At 49.2% G+C, this 17,458-nt stretch carries 13 protein-coding genes; 6 read left to right on the forward strand and 7 right to left on the reverse strand.

The genetic code is table 11. The features are described 5' to 3' along the window. Positions 1–145: 145 nt before the first annotated feature. Positions 146–1,720: an FG-GAP repeat domain-containing protein gene (locus tag EHT25_RS13135; protein ID WP_124875153.1), complete on the reverse strand. Its 1,575-nt coding sequence runs from the start codon at positions 1,718–1,720 to the stop codon at positions 146–148. Between the two features lie 927 nt (positions 1,721–2,647). On the opposite strand from EHT25_RS13135, the gene EHT25_RS13140 reads away from it, so the two are divergent. The 3 genes from EHT25_RS13140 (at position 2,648) to EHT25_RS13150 (ending at position 5,933) form a co-directional block, all read left to right on the forward strand. Beyond that, the gene (locus tag EHT25_RS13140; protein WP_124875155.1) at positions 2,648–3,670 is read left to right on the forward strand and encodes a LytR/AlgR family response regulator transcription factor; all 1,023 of its coding nucleotides are present in this window, start codon (positions 2,648–2,650) and stop codon (positions 3,668–3,670) included. A 600-nt stretch (positions 3,671–4,270) separates the two neighbouring features. Beyond that, positions 4,271–4,771, forward strand: a complete 501-nt coding sequence (locus EHT25_RS32670; protein WP_185731352.1) for a LytR/AlgR family response regulator transcription factor — start codon at positions 4,271–4,273, stop codon at positions 4,769–4,771. Positions 4,772–4,919: 148 nt separating this feature from the next. Continuing rightward, positions 4,920–5,933 carry an AraC family transcriptional regulator gene (locus tag EHT25_RS13150; RefSeq protein WP_124875159.1) on the forward strand — a complete coding sequence of 338 codons (1,014 nt, stop codon included), beginning with the start codon at positions 4,920–4,922 and terminating at the stop codon, positions 5,931–5,933. A 1-nt stretch (position 5,934) separates the two neighbouring features. On the opposite strand, the gene EHT25_RS13155 is transcribed toward EHT25_RS13150, so the two are convergent. Both EHT25_RS13155 and EHT25_RS13160 read right to left on the reverse strand, forming a co-directional pair. Continuing rightward, positions 5,935–7,482, reverse strand: coding sequence for a hypothetical protein (locus EHT25_RS13155; RefSeq protein ID WP_124875161.1), 1,548 nt, complete (start codon positions 7,480–7,482; stop codon positions 5,935–5,937). A gap of 6 nt (positions 7,483–7,488) precedes the next feature. After that, on the reverse strand, positions 7,489–8,673 hold the full coding sequence (locus tag EHT25_RS13160) for a polymorphic toxin type 23 domain-containing protein (RefSeq protein ID WP_124875163.1): 1,185 nt from the start codon (positions 8,671–8,673) through the stop codon (positions 7,489–7,491). A gap of 349 nt (positions 8,674–9,022) precedes the next feature. Here EHT25_RS13160 and EHT25_RS13165 point away from each other — a divergent pair, with 349 nt between their 5' ends. Continuing rightward, entirely contained in the window at positions 9,023–10,132 is a 1,110-nt protein-coding gene (locus EHT25_RS13165; RefSeq protein WP_124875165.1) for an AI-2E family transporter, read from the forward strand. Positions 10,133–10,231: 99 nt separating this feature from the next. After that, positions 10,232–11,065 carry a 3-keto-disaccharide hydrolase gene (locus EHT25_RS13170; protein WP_124875167.1) on the forward strand — a complete coding sequence of 278 codons (834 nt, stop codon included), beginning with the start codon at positions 10,232–10,234 and terminating at the stop codon, positions 11,063–11,065. Between the two features lie 46 nt (positions 11,066–11,111). Here the strand turns inward: EHT25_RS13170 and EHT25_RS13175 are convergent, their stop codons facing one another. After that, positions 11,112–11,414, reverse strand: a complete 303-nt coding sequence (locus tag EHT25_RS13175) for a GNAT family N-acetyltransferase (RefSeq protein ID WP_229311523.1) — start codon at positions 11,412–11,414, stop codon at positions 11,112–11,114. A 476-nt stretch (positions 11,415–11,890) separates the two neighbouring features. Further along, the gene (locus tag EHT25_RS13180) at positions 11,891–12,742 is read right to left on the reverse strand and encodes a hypothetical protein (RefSeq protein ID WP_124875169.1); all 852 of its coding nucleotides are present in this window, start codon (positions 12,740–12,742) and stop codon (positions 11,891–11,893) included. Between the two features lie 499 nt (positions 12,743–13,241). Here EHT25_RS13180 and ggt point away from each other — a divergent pair, with 499 nt between their 5' ends. Next, a complete protein-coding gene (gene ggt / locus EHT25_RS13185; protein ID WP_124876112.1) occupies positions 13,242–14,945 on the forward strand; it encodes a gamma-glutamyltransferase in 1,704 nt (567 codons plus the stop codon). Positions 14,946–14,998: 53 nt separating this feature from the next. On the opposite strand, the gene blaOXA is transcribed toward ggt, so the two are convergent. Then, entirely contained in the window at positions 14,999–15,787 is a 789-nt protein-coding gene (blaOXA, locus tag EHT25_RS13190) for a class D beta-lactamase (RefSeq protein ID WP_124875171.1), read from the reverse strand. A gap of 6 nt (positions 15,788–15,793) precedes the next feature. Continuing rightward, positions 15,794–17,275 carry a hypothetical protein gene (locus tag EHT25_RS13195; RefSeq protein WP_124875173.1) on the reverse strand — a complete coding sequence of 494 codons (1,482 nt, stop codon included), beginning with the start codon at positions 17,273–17,275 and terminating at the stop codon, positions 15,794–15,796. Positions 17,276–17,458: the final 183 nt, after the last annotated feature.

Below are 17,458 nucleotides of genomic sequence, written 5' to 3' on the forward strand. Positions count from 1 at the left end.
GTAGGTGGAAAAATTTACTATTATTTTTGTTATTTGTCAGACTGGCGGAGCCTTTTTATGGTTAGACACGGTTTTTTGCCCGATTCGGCAGGAAATAGTTGTAGTACCTACTGGTAGAAACTCATCTTGAATACTTCGCTAAAGTCTACCGAATCGTGTTTTCCAGAACAATAACCGAAGGCCCGGTTTTCAGCCATTGTTGACCTAAACCGGTGGTATCGCCCTGGGGGATAAAGTACACAAACGAGCCCAGGACCAGATCAATATCGCCATCAGCATCCATGTCGCCCGCATCCATGACCACCCATCGTCCCTTCGGAGCTTCGGGAAAAGAATAATCGTTGAATGTTAGATTGCCCTTGTTTTGCAGGTAGATAAAGCTTTCTTCCGGGTAGCGGGCATAATCGGGGAAAAATGAAATGGCCGCAATATCGAGGTCACCGTCCCGGTCATAGTCCCGAACCAGCGCCTTGTAAGCCCCATTAAGTTGGTAGAAATACGATTGCCTGAAGTTGGATTTTCCGTCATTCAGAAAAATATAAATACCGTGATACGGCTTTAAAATCGGCGTCTTGTCGGCGTTGTCGCCACAGACATAGACGATGTCATCAAAACCGTCTTTGTTGAAATCGGCCAGTTCAATGTGCTGGGAGCCGTTGAGCGGCAGGAAGGTCAGCAGTCGTTTTTCCAGAAATTTTCCCGCTCCCTGATTTTCGTAGAGGAAAACACCTTCGTCGCCCTGCGCCATGAGCACATAAATATCCGGCAGCCCATCTTTATTCGCATCTTTAATAATTGCCGAAATCGCACCCGGTTTCTCGCGTAAGATCCGTTTGTCATAACCGCCTTTGCCGTTGTTTTCGTACCAGGTCAGTTGGCCGGTCTGGTTGCCAAATTCACAGGCTACGACATCTTCCCGACCGTCTTTGTTCAAGTCACCGTAGGTCATAAAAACCGGTCGTTTTAAATCGGGAATTAGTTGATTTTCCGGTTGATAACGCGGTTCGGTTCCCTTTTTGACGAATCGTTGCAAAGCGCCATTGGGCGCATCCGTTGGAAAAACACCTTTCCCAACGGTTGTTAGCCATAGCTCATTGGATTTTTCGTAAAAATGAATCGGCGTTGATTCCAGCGGAATGCTGTAATTTTCGTCCAGTTTAGGCGTCAGAAACGTTAAAATATTGCGCCGGTTTTTCCCGTCACTAAAGACGATACCACGTTTGTCAGGCAGGATTTTGACGAGTGTAGTCAGGGAAGGGCGGTGCGAAAAGGAGGGTTCCCGGTATTTGAAATGCGGTAATCCCATCCGGATCGGGTGTTTGCGCTGGGGCGGAAGGAGGGTGTCTGGCGCATTCTCCAGGTAATAGGTCTCAATTTTGCGCCAGTCTTCTTTGGCCAGAACCGGTTTTTCGGGAAAGACATTGGCATCGCGGACAACGATGCCGCTCAGGCCGTCGTCAAACAAACTGTCGGGGCGAAAACCGCTGCTGTAAATTCCCAACCGATGCCCCATCGCCGGAAGTACATCCCGCCAGATGGATTTGGGTAGCAAGTCGGGGCTTACGTAGGCATGACACCGGCTGCAGTGCGCCATCGCCAGTTCTTTCCCGGAGAGCGCCGAAACCGGTGGTTCTTCAAATTTGGTTGCGTCATTTTGCTTTTTGGTCGTACAGGAAATCAGGAGGCAAAGTAGTATGCAAACGGGGATCAGTTGTCTCATATCCAAAAATCGCATTCGGGCCATTGGCAAATAAGGCACTTAATTTTCGACTTACCAAAACTAAACCGCTACCGGTTTTTATCCGAATGTGCCAGGCCATCAGCCGTTGGCGAAATTGAAAATCGGAGGTAGTCTTCATCAAGAAGACTACCTCCGATTTTTAAATGAAACAGGATATGAGCGCTTTAACGTACCCTAAGTTGGCTTCAGTACATCGCCGGAAAATATACGGCGGGCCACCTTCACGTTTGGCATTCGATTTTCGCATGACGAATAACCGAATCCGCTCGTGTCTGGCAATTAAATATTCGATTTCATAGCCTGCAAAGCTAAATTGAATTTACTTTCTCTTAACAAGCATCAGCTGAATCAAAACAATTCAACTTATCCGAGTAATCCAACCGTCATATGGTGAATTGATGAAAAATAGGGCAGAATTGTCGAAACAGACCGCGATGGTTTTGGCCTTAATGGCGTTGCTTCATCAAATCAAATGACTATTTGAACCGGTAATAAGTGCGTTTAGCCACTTTCCTGATTTCTGCAAAATCAGATACTATTGCCCGAGGATGCGCGTTTGAACGTCTATACTAGATAGTTCACAGACGATGTATTGAGCAAACCGTTGCGGGTTTAACATCCTGTTCGGGAGTCAATATGCCGGTTAGCACGTAAGAACGCCGTTTTTTACCATTTTAGATCGGTTTTACGATAAAGTAAGAAAGTGCGGTTTGCCTGAATCGGTTATCTTTTATTATTTTTGATACAAAAACGATCATTTTTTGATACAAAAGCGACACTCTTTCATTGGAAGCTTCGCCACGTTTGCCTGGCGTGGAAGACAAATCACCCATGCACTACTATACTGAAGCTGTTTGTTGCAAATATTGATTACAAGACTTTCTTATTTTATCCGCCACACCTGAAATGAAACCCGTTATCCTACCAAACCTGGGCCGCAAGACCGTCAGCGAGCCTATCAAAATCCCTTTAACCTTAGAAACCATCCAGCGGTTTGGGTTAATGGCCTTGCTACTGACGGCTATTTATAGCTTTCTTACCATCAGCCTCTATATCACCCATTTTGAATTTAAGAAAGAATTAGCTGCCAAACTGAATGGCTGGTATGTATTGATCTGCCTGGAGGTAACCATGATTATTCCGGAAATGGTCACTTTGTATGGGTTACAAAAGTTATTGTTGATTTATCATCGACTAATCCCCATTCGCTCCGTCCGATTGACGGCCCTTGGGGTGGGCCGTTATTATTTGTCACTCTTACCCCTTCTGCTGACGGTGTTTTTTATAATTAGCCCCTTTACCCAAACCGTTCGTTTTTTTCTGGAAGTCCCGATCGAGAGCGGGTTTGACGCCCTGACGTTTACCCATTACTTCCACAACTTCCTAATTGGACCTTATGTCCGACCTGTAATTGTAGCAACTTATTCACTTGTGATTCCATTTTTGGGATATTGTATGATTTCCGTTTCGCTAATTCGTGACTTCTTTGTCTGGCGGGATCAGCAGAAAAAGTCCCAGGTAGAAGAACGGCAGATAGAAAAGGTGGCTAACTATGCGACCAGCCTGACGGTGCAATCGAATCAGGGGCAAACCGTGATACACTGCTCGGAGGTTGCTTTGATCACCAGCGACAGCCCGAATTGCCTGGTCCACCATCTGCAGGGAACTTATAAATTATGTCATAAAACACTGACTGAAGTGGAAGCTATGCTGGATCCTGAGCTGTTTTTTCGGGTTAACCGGGGCGGTTTGGTGAATCGGACCTTTGTCGACGGTTATGTGCACGTAGGCAACAACAACTACATCGTCAATCTCAAACCGCCGTTCCAGCACCAAACCGTTTCCTTGTCCCGGACGCGTTTGTCGGAATTCCGTCACTGGCTTGAGGTTTCTGTCCAGATTCAGTTCCACAGCCCATCCAGATTTTAGAAACAATTCAAAATTCGGATGACTTTAAAAATATCGTAATCCATACCTTCCAATTGGTCTGCCATACCTGAAATGAAACCATTTTTCCTGCCGAGCCTGAATCAAAAAAACGCCAGCGAGCCTATAAAAGTCCCCTTAACCTTAAAAACCATTCAGCGGTTTTGGTTGATGGCCTTTTTGCTGGGGATTGTTTGTGGCTTTCGCATTATCAATATCTATATTACCAATTTTGAATTTAAAAAAGCGGTGGCTACTCGATATGGGGGTTGGGATGTATTGGCCTTCATGGAAATCATGGGGGGAGTTGTTCCAGAATTGGTAACGCTATATGGGCTACAAAAGCTATTGTTGTTTTATCATCGGCTGATCCCCATTCGATCTGTCCAATTGACCCCATTTGGAGTAGTTCGTTATTACTTATCCTTACTACCCGTTCTGTTGGCGGTGTTTTTTATAATCAGCCCTTTTACTCAAACCGTTCGTTATTTTCTTGAAATCCCGATTAAGCACGGTTTTGACGCCCTGAATTTTAATGATTACGTCAATGCTTACTTGATCGGGCCTTATCGGCGACCCAAGATTGTAGCAACTTATTTACTGATGATTCCATTTCTGGGCTACTGTATGGTTTCCATTTCGCTGGTTCGGGACTTTTTTGTCTGGCGGGATCAGCAGAAAAAACCTCAAACGGGAGAGGAACAGCTAAAAGCTGGGTCTGATTATGCGAGCAGTCTGACGGTGCAATCGAATCAGGGGCAAACGGCGTTACGCTGTTCGGAGGTTGCTTTGATCACCAGTGACAGCCCGAATTGCCTGGTCCACCATCCGCAGGGGACATATAAATTATGCCACAAAACACTGACTGAAGTGGAGGCTACGCTGGATCCTGAGCTGTTTTTTCGGGTTAACCGGGGCGGTTTGGTGAATCGGGCCTTTGTCAACGGTTATGTGCACGTGGGCAACAACAACTACATCGTCAATCTCAAACCGCCGTTCCAGCACCAAACCGTTTCCTTGTCCCGGACGCGTTTATCGGAATTCCGTCACTGGCTTCAATTCGCTATCCCGCATCCCGTTCCTCAGTCAGAGCAGGTTTTGTAAACCCCAATTCAAATAGCCTTTACTGGCAAATCGATCTAGGTAAGTAAGAAATTGAAGCCGAATACCGGTTTTTACCCAAACCCGCCAAATCATTACCCTTTGGCGACAGATCGATTCGGGCTTTCGGGATAACCATTACCTTTAGTGCATGGAAGATCCCCAGAAACGTTTTGCGCTCAGTTTACTGGCCTATGCCGCCCAGAAGGACGTTGTTCCGGAACGATTGTGCCAATCGGCAAATATTGACTTACAGGAACTTAAGACTCAATCGGGCGAGTCGCTGACTCAAAAACAGCTGAGCAATCTTTGGCGGAACGCGGTTCAACTCACCAGCGATCCGCTTCTGGGGCTGCATTTCGGCGAGTCGCTGCAACTGGCGGCTTTGGGCATTGTGGGCCAGCTTGTTCAGAGCTGCGCGACGGTCGGCGAGGCCCTGACGCAGGCGGCCGCAGCTACGCACCTGATCACAGATTTGTTTCGGATGGAAGTGACCCATACCGCACAGTCGTTCACGATCCGGTTTGTGCCGAACGAGCCCGTGGACCCCGAATTTGCTCCGTTGTTGCGGCAGTTGCTGGATTTGTTCATCGTGTTTGTGCTGCATGAAGCCGATGGTCTGGTGTTGAAAAAGATCAGCCCCAAAACCGTCCGGTTTCCGTTCGATGTGCCGGATCCGGCGGAATACGAACGGATTTTGCGTTGTAAACCGATTGCAAATTCGGGCGAATATGCACTGGAATTTGAAAACCGGTACTGGCATGAACCCATTCTGACCGCCAACTACGAATTACAGAACCTGTTGCTAAAGCAAGTTGGCGCACTGGACCGGGATTTTGAAAACGCCAAGGCCCTGCCCGACCGTATCCGCCATTTTTTGCTGGCCAACGCCTACCTCGGCATTCCGTCGCTGGAGCAACTGGCTACCCATTTCAACACCAGCCCCCGCAGCCTGCAACGCAGGCTTCAGGACGAGGGCATGACGTACCAGCAACTGGCCGATTCGGTTCGCAAATCGCTGGCGATGAATTACCTGTCGTCCGGCAAATACCCCGTTAAAGAGATTTCGTTCATTCTGGGATACAATGAATTAAGCGCATTTAGCCGGGCGTTCAAGCGCTGGACGGGCCGGACGCCGGTTCGGTATCGGCAGAGCGCAACCTAACTTATTCGTTCAATTTTCGGGAGAGATTGATGCCCATGATTCTCCGGTTTGGGATAGTCGACTCGATGGCCGAAACCCGAATCCACAAATACCGGGAGGTGCTGAATGGGTCCTTGACAAAATGGATTGCATCAACGCGCCACCCGGTTTTTTCATCCCCCGGTTCGATCAGGCAGTCATTTTTTCGAAAGCTTATTTTTCCTTTAAGCCAGATGCGTTTGATACTATCGGCTAAAATGGGAAGCGTATCTCGCAGGTATTGGGGTTCTTGCAACTTCAATTTGCTGCCCTCTCCGGGGATTCGTTCGGTAGCCACATCCCGCCCGCCATAAATCCAGAACGAGGAACGGCTGGTGTTGGAACTGATCAAAATCCGGTCGTCAATATTCAGTGGAACAACCGCTGCTTTGGCCGAATCGGTTTTCTGTTGAACGTATTTGAGGTTGCTGTCCTGTTGGGCAATGGTGTTAGGCGATGGGTCGGTTGGCTTAAGCAGTTTCTGGGTGCGCTGGTACGTATTGCCCTTCCGATAAGCCAGGATCAGATCTTTCGAGAGATCGATGCCATGCACAAACTGGTCGTTCGGTTCATTGGACGTAATGAGGGAGCGGTAGAGCGGATTGCGGCTCACAAAAAAACCGTGTTGCCCGCGTTGGGCCAGTTCCGTGTCGTTCATGCTGTCGGTTGCAATAAAATTGTAGCTGTATTCGGCCCCCTCGATCAGGTCTTCGCTGAGCGGATATTTCGTCCATTTCAGCGTCAGCGTTTTGCCGATCGATGTCATTTCATCCTCCAGAAAACCGACTTTAAATGCTTTAATCTGCTTGCTCAGATTGATGGTTCGCAGCAGGTTGCGGGCCGTAGGTGACGGCTTATAACGCACGGAATCTGGGTGAATTGACGCGGCACCGGAGACCTCCATATGGCGAATGTTAAGCTGTGAATCAGTTGTCGTCAGAAAGGCTTTGGTGGAATCGGTATTGTCTCTCTGGCTAAAATCGTCGAAATAACGGTCGGGCAATTGTGCGACGTATTTCAGCGACTTCCAGTGTTGCTCGGTCGACGTACAGCGCTGCTTATTGGCGTGCATGTCGCCCCGGCAAATATTGAGGACGTAGTCCGGATAAACATTGAGCCGGTATTCGAGCGTTCGTTCGTCGAAATACAGTTTACACATCATGAAAAAACCGTCCTTGTCGTTTTCGTAGACTTTATGATGGGTGTATCGCTTGTTGTAATGGCTTTCGAGATACCGTTCGCTCATGAATAGCTTGCCGATATACGCCCGTTGATCGCTGGTGGGTTCAAAATCGGAAAACCGTAAATAAACGAAGGTGAATTCATTATGCGCCTGAGGGGTAAAACCCCGCGTGAATTTGGGGGGCGACGGTAAATAACCCAGATTGATGATTCGCTCATAAATTCCACGTTGCATTTGCTGCGTAATTTGGCCCAGGGTGGCCAGTGACACCTGCTGATTCGTCTGCGCCCAGGCCACCTGATTAAGGAGAATGAACCCCAAAAGCGCTTGTCGTAACCGATTATTCATGGCTGATCAGGGAGTAGAAATTCGTGGAATGGTGTTGAAAATCAGGCCCGCTCCGGTGATGAACCGACTTTTCGTATATGCCGGAAAAAAACGGTGATACCGGTCCTGTTGCTGGCCCTGTTTGCGGGCGCTGGGGCGGAGTTGGTCTGGCTCCGGGTGTGTGGGATTGATCTTGTCGATCTTGATGGCATTATGGATTAAATTCTGCGACCACATCTGGTTTTTGCCGCCCTGCCAGCCGCCGTACACCTGAAGCGTGGGGTGATTGTCGAACGGACCGTTCCACCCGAAGAGGTTGGGCGACAGCTCAATAACGGTCAGATCACGACCTTTGTTGAACAACTTCTGGCCGGGGTCCAGTGCCACGTAGCGCGGGTGACGACGTCGGGGGCCACGGCCGATGGAATCGGTCGGCTGTTTCGAAAAATCAGTTTTGTAGGGATGGTACAAATCCGGGCTATCGAACAGATCGCGGGAAGCCGTACCGGTATATACATCGGAATATTGCTTAATTTTCAGGTAGCGTGTCCGGAACTGAATATTGCCGCCACCGGTGTAAAACCGGTCGTAGTTATCGGCAAGTGCCTGACCGTAAGGCGTATCCGTAAACGGCAAAAAATCTTCGTACAGGTTGACGTTCACATCCCAGTCCTTTGCGCCGAAACGCAAACCGATGTAAACCAGTTGCTGGGTGCGGTTGCGAAAGGTCGTAATGTTTCGTCCGAGGCTGCGGGGCATCACGATAAAATTACTGCCCAGCGTAACCGAATGCTGGTAATTGGCGTAGACGGTTCCCTGGGTGCCAAAATAGAACGGGTTGATTTCCTGATAAAGCCCCTGCCCCCTGCCATACGTCAGCATAGGCGTTAAAACCGTATTGATTTGCCAGTCGGTCAGGTAGCGGTCGCGGTTGCCCAGGCTGGCTTTGTTGCCAATCACATTTACCGACAGATTGCAGGATGGTTGCAGGTGTTTATAGGAAGTCCAGAAACCAACGCCCGCGCTGAAGCCAAATCCGCCGTAGATGAGGAAATAACCGCCAATTTTCAGATTTACGTGCGTAGTGCCCTTTCCCGGGGGGTTAAAGTCTATTTGAGCAATGGTCTGCACCGGAGTGATTAACCCAACCAGGAGCAGCAGCCATACCCCGTGCCGTGCCGGTTTTTGAAGATACAAACAGCGTGGATTCATAGATAGGATCGGTAGCGGTTTTAGCAACTGAGTGGCTTGATTTGAATAGCGTATGGGTTAGTAAAAAATCGGTGAATAGACCTCCGCAACGAAGCGATTGCAGAACTTCGGAAAAATGCTCTTTTTGCAACTGGAAATCCTTCTAAATAAAAGAATTAGCGAACGAAAACCGCTGAGTTTATTAGTTAAAGGAAAAAACAGGAATAAAAACCGGATTCAGACCGGCTTCTGCCTAACAATTCCCGATCGATCCCGTTAATAGGTGGTTCGACCAGTCCCGAAATGCAGCAGAACGAGTGGAGTGGAGTGACCGGGGAAATAAACAGAATTTACGTAAACTTCACGATCTATGCCTTCGGCTACCCCCCCGCCGTTCTACCACCGGCTTTCCCATTCCCTTCTGGCTATTGGCCTGCTTATGGCTGCGTTTTATCTCGGTCAGGACATTATTGTGCCGTTCGCCATGGCGGGTTTGCTGGCGGTTTTACTGCGGCCCGTCGAAGCCTGGCTCATTCGGCGCGGCATTCCGAAGGTCGTTGCGATTAGTCTGGCGCTATTTCTGGCCGTAGCGGTTTTGGTGGGGCTGACGATGCTCATTTCCATGCAGATTTCCCGCTTTGCCGATGACTGGCCCAAACTTCAGAAAAACCTCAGCGATTTTTACAAAGATGCCCGGCGCTGGATTCGGCAGGAATACAACCTGAGCTACAGCCAGCAGGATCAGTACCTCAAAAAAGCCCAGGCACAAACGATGGATACCTTGCAGGGGTCCGACACGCTCGGGGTCATCACGGGGCCGCTCGGCACGTTGTTGCTGCTTCCGATTTATGTTTTTCTGCTGCTGTATTACCGGTCCATGCTCATCCAGTTCATCATCCGGTCATTTGCCAGCGAACACACCGAACGCGTGCGCGAAGTGTTGGGCGAAATCCGGAGTGTGATTCAAAGTTACGTCGTAGGGCTGGTTACCGAAACGGCCTGCGTGGCGGTTCTCAATTCGGTGGGCCTGCTGGTTTTGGGCGTTCAATACGCGGTTTTGATGGGCGTCATTGCCGCTATTTTAAACCTGATTCCGTACATCGGTGGTTTGGTGGCAACCGGCCTGGCCGTGGCGGTTACGTTTGTAAATCATCCCGAACCGGCAACGTTGCTCGGCGTGGTAGGCGTTTTTCTGGTGGTACAATTCATTGATAACAACTTTCTGGTACCGGTTATCATCGGTTCCAAAGTGCGGATCAATGCGCTGGTGTCGATTGTGGCCGTGTTGATCGGCGGGGCGCTGGCGGGCGTTTCCGGGATGTTTCTGTCGATTCCGACGATTGCGATCATGAAAGTGATTTTCGACCGCGTCGAAGGCATGGAACCCTGGGGCATTTTGCTCGGCGACCAGACCTCCGAAGAAGACATCAATAAAATGCTGCGGTTGCGCCGGCGGAAGAAGAAAGTTCCGGTAGACTGAGGAGGAAAACCGGGTACTCGTTGCCGCAAAAACCGGTTTGTGCTTGGCCAAAAATGGGTAAATTAGCCGTCGAAACACTTGACTTCGGGCAAACTTCTCATGAAACACGGACTGTTTTCTGCCGGTTTTGTTTTAATTCTCGCATCGGCCACACTGGCCCAATCGCCCCTGAAACCGGATCGCTGGACGTCGCTTTTTAACGGAAAAAATCTCAGTGGCTGGGAATCGTACCTCGATCGTCCACACCAGACCAAAACCGAGCCGTTTGGCCTGAACAATGACCCAAAGGCGGTTTTTTCGGTGGTTGAAACCGACGGAAAACCGGCGATTCGGGTGTCGGGCGAGATCTTCGGTGGCATCAATACGCTGGCAGAATTTGAAAATTACCACCTGCGGCTGGAGTTCAAATGGGGACAGCTCAAGTGGGCGCCCAAACTTGACCGGCCCCGCGACAGCGGTTTACTGTACCACAGCGTTGGCCCCCACGGAACGGCGCATCTCTGGATGGAATCGCTGGAATTCCAGATTCAGGAAGGCGATTGTGGTGATTACTGGGGCGTGATGAATGTGTCGGCGGATATTTCGGCCCGAAAAGATGAAAAAGGACGCTACGTTTACCAGCCCGGTGCCGAACCCGTGACGTTCAAAGACAAAACGCCGGTGGGCCGCTGGTGCGTAAAAAGCCCGGATAACGAAAAACCGTCCGGCGAGTGGAATGTGCTGGAACTCTACTGCCTCGGCGACACCTGTCTGCACGTGATGAACGGGAAAGTCAATCTGGTGGTGACCAGAGCCCGGCACATTGTCGACGGCCTGGAGGTTCCGCTGACCAAAGGAAAACTGCAACTTCAGTCGGAAGGAGCGGAGTTATTTTACCGGAATATTGAAATCCGCCCGATTCAGGTGTTACCGAAAGAACTGTTGGAGAAATGAATGATAAATGTAAACCGGGTCGCCGGTTTACATTTATCATTCCCTTTTATAGCACTTCTTCCTTATTCCAGATATCCGTGTAGTCGTTCGGGTGGCGTTTGAACTGGACATTGACGTAGGGACAGAGCGGAATTACTTTCAGATCGTGTTCACGGGCATAGGCGGCCATTGCGTCGAGGAGCTGTTTCGCATAGCCTTTGCCTTCGAGTTCCGGGTCCACTTCCGTGTGATAAACCGTCAGATTGCTGCCGGAAATGCTGATCACCATTTCGCCAATTTTAGTGCCTGACTCGAACAGATTGAAAGCCCCGTGTCCTTTTTGATTGAGTTCTAATTTGATTTCTGCCATGATTGTTTGCTTTGTTGATCCAACCGGTTTTGCGGACGAAGGTTTGAAAAACCGGTCGACGGGCGGAATATAGGGAGAAAAAGATTCGCACCAGCCAGCAGCCGTTCGGTTTCTGGAAGAACACCGATACCTGTACACTTGCTCCGGACACCGCAGCAAAATTGTATATTTGTATGCTGAAATATTAACCTTAGAAGCAGTTATAGCTAAGGTTGTTTAAAGTTCGCCAAATATGAGTTCGGCATTAACTTAAACAGCTTCTAAGGGTTCAGGGCATTTACTAAGTAGTGTCGTTTTTGGACTAACAGGTCCAGCTCAATGGTTTCAAAATCTAATACAGGCGAGCAGTTCGCCTGTATTAGATTTTGAAACCATTTTGAAGCAGATGAAGATTTGGTTTGATGCCTGTCTAAAGGTCAGATGGCGTTTTGTCCAGTAATCAGAAAGATACGCACCGCTTTTACGGTTCCCCCCAATTATTTAGTTTTCTTCCTTAACTGTATTTGCTGATTTAAAAGATCAATAACGGTTTTTCGATTCTTATTTTGCTTTTCAACTGTGAGCAGATGCTCCAAGCTTGCTGTATCGGTTATTTCTTTAATAGATTGAGCAATAGCTATCCCTTCTAAATTATTGATATCTGGAACAGAAGCCAGTAACGATTCTTCATAAACCGTTATTAAATCCTCTACACCTTCAGGAGAAAGTAGTTTTTGCACTTTTTCCCACGGTATTTCTTTTTTTGCCCGTAATATTTTTACTGCTGTATCATTTAAAATCCTCTTTTGTATATCCGACATTGATGCGAAAAGTTCTTCTTGCCAGCGACTTACATCTTGCCCCAAGAATGCATATCCAGCTAAAAGAGCAGATGTTCCAACAATATAACAAGCTTCCCAAATATCCTGATCTCCATAATCCTGAATACGAAATTTTGCTATTTCAAGACTGACTTGCAAGGGGTTAAGTGCAGTTATAACAAGCTGCATAGTAATATTAGGGTCAAGGTTTTTCGATGTTGTCAGCATTTTAAGAGAACGGACTCTGGCTTGAACATCCTGGATAGCTTCTCTAACTCGTTGTTTACGGGCTTCTTCAAGCAGCAATTGAGTTTGAGCATCAATAATAGAATTAAGGTGTTTTGTTGTTTGATTAATAAATTTCTGTAGAGTTTCCTCATCCAATACTTTTTCATGAATATGGACGTAGGTGGTTTTTGTTGTCTCTCTGATAGTCTCTTGTGGCGCCCTTACAAAATACGTTTGGGTGAGAACTTCACGGGCAAAAACAATGGATTCTTTTATTAATGTAACAAGAATAGGGTGCATAGATTGGTTTTTAAAATTTTAAAACCAATCTACTAATTTTTTCTTCTCACTGAACTTATAGCTCAATAATTAAAATTAAACAGGAGCCATTTCTGTATATTCTGGGCAATAGTGGAGTATCCTATATAATTAATACAAAAGTTTCATTGACACTTTTTAATATGGTAATGTCCTAAATCCTTAAATACGACGGTTTGCTATGGCAGAAATCACTCAAGCAAATCTCATCAGATAATACCGTTTTTGATCAAATAAAAAGAGGGTGCAAGAATCCCTTGAGGGCCAAATGCTTTTTCATTGACGGTAATCGGTTTTTCAATACCTTGCTGCCCCCTTGAGAGGCCGTCAGGTCGGAGGAATAAGGTTGTTGCACACAGCATAACCCCGATTGACGGTTTTCTCGTTTAAAAACCAGCTAACTCAAACAGCTTCTTAACCTGCCATGAAACTGCCTATCATTCGTTGTGCCACTTCGTTCCTGACCGGTTTTTTCCTGTTTATGGTAATCGGTTCGTTGTCGGCCTGGGCCCAGATCGGGAAAGGCGACCGCATCAACGGGCCGAATTTTGCGACGCGCAGCCCGGTCGTCGCCAGCCACGGCATGGTCGCAACGGCGCACCCGCTGGCTTCCCAGATCGGGCTGGACATCCTGAAACAAGGTGGAACCGCCGTCGATGCGGCCATTGCCGCCAATGCAGCGCTGGGCGTGCTGGAACCCAATAATTGCGGCATCGGCGGGGATTTATTTGCGATTGTCTGGTCGGCCAAAGACAAAAAGCTCTACGGTTTAAACGCCAGCGGTCGTTCGCCGAAAGGGCTTTCGTCCGAAAAATTGAAAGCGGTTTTGGGTGATAACCAGCCAATTCTGCTGTACGGCCCCCTTTCGGTGTCGGTACCCGGTGCGGTAGATGGTTGGTTCGAATTGCACCGGCGTTTCGGGAAACAGCCCATGAAGCAACTGCTCGCTCCGGCCATTCGCTACGCCCGTGAGGGTGCTCCGGTTCCGCAGGTGATCGCGTATTCCTGGCAGGAAGCCGTTCGGCGGCTCGAAGCGAGTCGGTCGACGGTGCAGGAATTTGACAATTTTCGCCGGACGTTTCTGATCAATCAGCAGGCCCCGAAAGAGGGGCAAATCTTTAAAAATCCGGACTTGGCCGCTACGTACGAAAAACTGGCAACGGGCGGTCGGGATGCGTTTTACAAAGGCGAAATTGCCGCTACCATCGACCGTTACGCCCGAAAAACCGGGATGTATCTGCGAAAAGAAGATCTGGCCGAAAACCGCAGCACCTGGGTCGAGCCGGTTTCGGTTACCTACCGGGGTTTCGAGGTGTATGAATTACCGCCCAACGGCCAGGGTGTTGCCGTGCTTCAGATGCTGAACCTGCTCGAAGCGTATGATGTAAAGCGGTTGGGGCACAACAGCGCGGAGTATCTGCATCTGCTGACCGAAGTTAAAAAGCTGGCCTTTGAAGACCGCGCCCGGTTTTATGCCGACCCGGCGTTTTCCAAAATCCCGCTTAAGTGGCTGCTTTCGAAGGAATATGCCGCCGAACGGCGCAAGCTGATTGATCCGAAACAGGCGGCCAAGCGGTTTGATTCGGGCGCTCCTCCGCTCCGCGAAGGCGACACCACCTACCTGACCGTGGCCGACGACGAAGGAAATATGGTTTCCCTGATTCAAAGCAACATGCTCGAATTTGGCAGCGGACTGGTGCCCGATGGTCTGGGGTTTGTCTTCCACAACCGGGGAACGAGTTTCAGTTTACAAAGCGGTCATGCCAATGAATATCAACCGGGTAAACGCCCGTTCAACACCATCATCCCGGCTTTTGTGCTGAAAGAGGGAAAACCGTATCTGAGTTTTGGCGTGATGGGCGGGGCAATGCAGCCGCAGGGCCACGTCCAGATTCTGTGCAATCTGATCGATTTTGGCATGAATGTGCAGGAAGCCGGGGATGCCGCCCGGATGAGTCATTCCGGTAGCAGCGAACCCATCGGATCAATGATGCAGGACGGCGGTCATCTGGCGCTGGAAAGCGGTATTTCCAAGGAAGTGCGCGACGAACTGGAACGGCGTGGTCACCACCTGATTTTGAAGGATTTCTTTGGCGGTTATCAGGCCATTCAATCCGACCCGGTAAACAAAGTCTACCACGGCGCGTCGGAAATGCGGAAAGACGGGCAAGCCGTGGGATACTGATTGAGTTATGAGTTGGCTGACGCGTTCACAACTCTTAATTCTTAACTCTTAACTTATATTCCTAACTGTTTCAGAATTGCTTCCGTGATTTGTCGGCGGGCGGGGATAAAGGTATCGGGGGCCGGTTCGGGGCTTTCGACGTTCGTGGCAAAATAATAGACTTTATCGCCTTTTTCGACGTAGCCGACGAACCAGCCAATGTTGAGATTGGAAGTAACGGCCCAGCCGGTTTTTCCGTAAAGTTTGGCAGTGGGGCTTTCGTCGATGAGCATGATCTTTTTCAGAATCGCCAGGTTCTTTTTGGCAAACGGTACCTTACTGTCGTGGATTCGGCGCAGGAAATCGACCTGTTCCTCCTGCGAAATCGTCGACGTGCCGACCACCCAGAATTTATCGAGATTTTCGGCGGTGATATCCATCTGACCGTACCCGGTTTTGGCGACCCACTCCTGCATGCGTTTCAGACCGATTTTTCGCGCCAGTTCCTGGTAACACGGCAGACACGATACTTTATAGGCGGTTTCGAGCGTATGATCGCGGTTCCAGTTTTCGTTGCTGCGCTTGACGCTGTCCCACTTCATGACCGAGTTTTCGTCTTTCAGAATACCGGTTTCCAGCCCGATCAGCGTGTTCAGAATCTTGTAGGTGGAAGCGGGCAAAAACCGCTGGCGGGTGCGTTCAAAGTTGTAGGCGGTATAATGGTCGCGCTGCGGGTCGTAGAGCAGGAAAGACCCTTTGAGTTTCTTTTCGGTAAAAAACCGCTCAAAATCCGGTCGCTCCGTCACGGAGGCCGGGCGGTAGCTCAGCAGCAAAACAGCCGCGAGCGCAACGAGAAGTTTCATGAAACGCTACGGTTTGGATGAAATGGATTGAATTTTGGCAAATTTGCCCGCTCCGCCTTTCTCGCCCAGCGCCGGTTCCAAACCCAGTTTAATGATGGACCCTTTCCAGGCCGGCACTTTAGTCATGTCGATTTCATAGGTCCGGTATTCGCCATCGCCAATAATCGGAAAGTCGACGAGCCGCTCCGCAATAAATTCGGGGTCGTTCGGAGCCTGCCACCGAAGACGGGCCTGGGTGGCATCGGTCTTGAAAGCCGCCCGGATATAGACCTTCGGCATGTCGGCAGCCTGCCACAATTCGCCCGGCCCGATGAGCAGAAAACTGCCTTTGTCGAGCGGAATGTTCAGTTCATTTTTGATGGGCCAGCCACTGTCCGTTCCCAGGTAATACCACCACGACTGGCGATCGGATACAAAGCGGTATTCGGGGGCGGTTTTGGGCCGGGGCTGCGCATACACATACTTTCGAATGTCGTCGAGCGAGCCCAGAATCAGCGTGTAATCGTATTGATACTGAATGTTATGGTCAAGAATTTCGTAGCCCGATGGAGTAATGTAAGCCGTCGTGAAATCGTATTCGCCCCCCGTAATGCCTGTTCCGAAACTGCCGCCGATAAAATACTGGTGGTTGGGTTTGTAAACCGCCAGCCCCCAGTTCGCGTCGTTGACCATCGCCAGCCAGTTTTCCGGCGACAGTACCTCTTTTCCGCCAAAAATATCGAAAACCGTCTGGCTGTTCGTTTTAGTCAGTACATCGTTGGTAAACGGACGAGTACCCGTATACGAAACAATGTTGTGATAGGGCGCATTTAGAAAAATAGCGGGCAGTTCCTGCGGTTTGGCCGAATATTGTTTGGTATCGCTCCGGTTGTTGTTGAGTTTATGCCGAACCTTGACGGTATTTTTATCGAGCGTAATCCAGGTTTCAATGGAACATTCACAGGGCACATTGTCGTTGGGGTAAATCATCGGCACGGTTTTGATGTAAATTTCCCGACCGTCGTTGCGGCTTTCGAGGATTTTGGAGCGGTTTCCAAATACATCGCCCGACATCACCGGATTCCAGCCCAGATCTTTCCACTGCGGGTGCGGCTCTTTTCCGTTGGGCGCAAAGGGGGTGGGGTCCGCATAAAAAGACGCCTGAATTTGCCGCCCCGCGTCCCAGTTATTGACCAGATTTAGCCCATTGCCCGAAGCCGCCAGATAGGTGATGGCCCCACCCATGTTCAGGTCGACGCTCAACCGGATCGAGCCGTTGTCGATGTATGAAGGTCGGGCCGGTGGGTTGGGCAAGCCGGTAATGGGCGAGGTGCCGGGTCCGCCTGCCCCCGGATTGGACGTTCCGGGCGTGCCCGGCGTACCGGTGGAACCACCCGGTTGGTTGGAAGGGGTGCGCCAAACCCGCTCCTCGTATTTATAACAGCCTGAAAACGTCAGACCAACTACCCCAATCAAAATCCATACACGCAGACGTATCATTCTATTCATACGATCAAGAGGTTTGTTGTTTTTCCGGTCAATAAAAAACTGTTTACTTCAAAACGCCAAATTGGGGATAAGTTTACAAAATAATGGCTTTAATGTTTAACTTGCTGGCTATATAAACCAAAAGTCATTCAATAATGGGTCTGAAAAGCTTGATTCCCAATCCGATAAAGACGGCGTTAAAAA

Source organism: Larkinella rosea (genome assembly GCF_003858635.1).
Taxonomy (GTDB): domain Bacteria; phylum Bacteroidota; class Bacteroidia; order Cytophagales; family Spirosomataceae; genus Larkinella; species Larkinella rosea.

Coding starts and splice junctions, on each gene's coding strand:
- blaOXA (WP_124875171.1), bottom strand. CDS start 15,787: ATGAAACTTCTCGTTGCGCTCGCGGCTGTTTTGCTGCTGAGCTACCGC.
- EHT25_RS13135 (WP_124875153.1), bottom strand. CDS start 1,720: ATGAGACAACTGATCCCCGTTTGCATACTACTTTGCCTCCTGATTTCC.
- EHT25_RS13195 (WP_124875173.1), bottom strand. CDS start 17,275: ATGAATAGAATGATACGTCTGCGTGTATGGATTTTGATTGGGGTAGTT.
- EHT25_RS13180 (WP_124875169.1), bottom strand. CDS start 12,742: ATGCACCCTATTCTTGTTACATTAATAAAAGAATCCATTGTTTTTGCC.
- EHT25_RS32670 (WP_185731352.1), top strand. CDS start 4,271: ATGATTCCATTTCTGGGCTACTGTATGGTTTCCATTTCGCTGGTTCGG.
- EHT25_RS13160 (WP_124875163.1), bottom strand. CDS start 8,673: ATGAATCCACGCTGTTTGTATCTTCAAAAACCGGCACGGCACGGGGTA.
- EHT25_RS13150 (WP_124875159.1), top strand. CDS start 4,920: ATGGAAGATCCCCAGAAACGTTTTGCGCTCAGTTTACTGGCCTATGCC.
- EHT25_RS13175 (WP_229311523.1), bottom strand. CDS start 11,414: ATGGCAGAAATCAAATTAGAACTCAATCAAAAAGGACACGGGGCTTTC.
- EHT25_RS13155 (WP_124875161.1), bottom strand. CDS start 7,482: ATGAATAATCGGTTACGACAAGCGCTTTTGGGGTTCATTCTCCTTAAT.
- ggt (WP_124876112.1), top strand. CDS start 13,242: ATGGTAATCGGTTCGTTGTCGGCCTGGGCCCAGATCGGGAAAGGCGAC.
- EHT25_RS13165 (WP_124875165.1), top strand. CDS start 9,023: ATGCCTTCGGCTACCCCCCCGCCGTTCTACCACCGGCTTTCCCATTCC.
- EHT25_RS13170 (WP_124875167.1), top strand. CDS start 10,232: ATGAAACACGGACTGTTTTCTGCCGGTTTTGTTTTAATTCTCGCATCG.
- EHT25_RS13140 (WP_124875155.1), top strand. CDS start 2,648: ATGAAACCCGTTATCCTACCAAACCTGGGCCGCAAGACCGTCAGCGAG.